The 668-nt window shown below is 28.0% G+C and carries 1 pseudogene; it reads left to right on the top strand.

Features of this window, described 5'->3' with window-relative positions:
* Positions 1–184 (top strand): annotated as a pseudogene (locus ACFSTA_RS18695) (hypothetical protein); the annotation flags it as partial.
* Positions 185–668: the final 484 nt, after the last annotated feature.

Genomic DNA, 668 nt, shown 5'->3' with positions numbered 1-668 from the left:
TGATTATTTGTTTAAATTAACAATGAATAAAAATAGAGTAACTAAAAAAGAATTTGAAGAGTTTTTGTGTAGTATAAGAAATGTTCCTGAAATTCCGAATAGACAAGTTATTGATATTTTGGAAGGTTATAAAAATAGTGATCTTTATGTAGATTTAATTGACTATATTTTGAATAGTGATTAATAAAAAAGCTCTTAGCAAGTAAATGCTAAGAGCTTTTTGACTTACAAGGAGAAATCAAAAATCCTGGTAAGCTTAATTAACTTATTAAGAGCAATAATAACTTTAATTACTGAATTAGGAGATTAGTTCAGTAAGGGGGAGTCCTTGCTCTTCTTTCAATTTTATTGTTAATAAAGCATTAAAAATAGCCACTCAACAATTAAGTGGCTATGGAGGGTAAAAGTACTTTTTCATATTAAAAGATTTAATGATGTGTGGGGATGATGTTACATTTTCACTTTATCATTTATTTATTAATAGTGCATTTAAAAGTATTTAACGATGAGAATTTTTGGCTTTTTTGAAACGAGTGAAACGAGTTTCTTCTTGTCTTGATACTATAGGTAACTATTCCCGGCGAGCGAAAGACATCTTAATCCATTGGCATTTCTGTATTTAAACACAAAAAAAGTTGCTTTTTCGTACCTAGTATAGTAAGGTTGTT

This window comes from Ornithinibacillus salinisoli, from assembly GCF_042684965.1.
Taxonomy (GTDB): Bacteria; Bacillota; Bacilli; order Bacillales; family Amphibacillaceae; genus Ornithinibacillus; species Ornithinibacillus salinisoli.
Note: the sequence above shows the minus strand (reverse complement) of the source record. Positions and strands in the feature narration are given on the sequence as shown.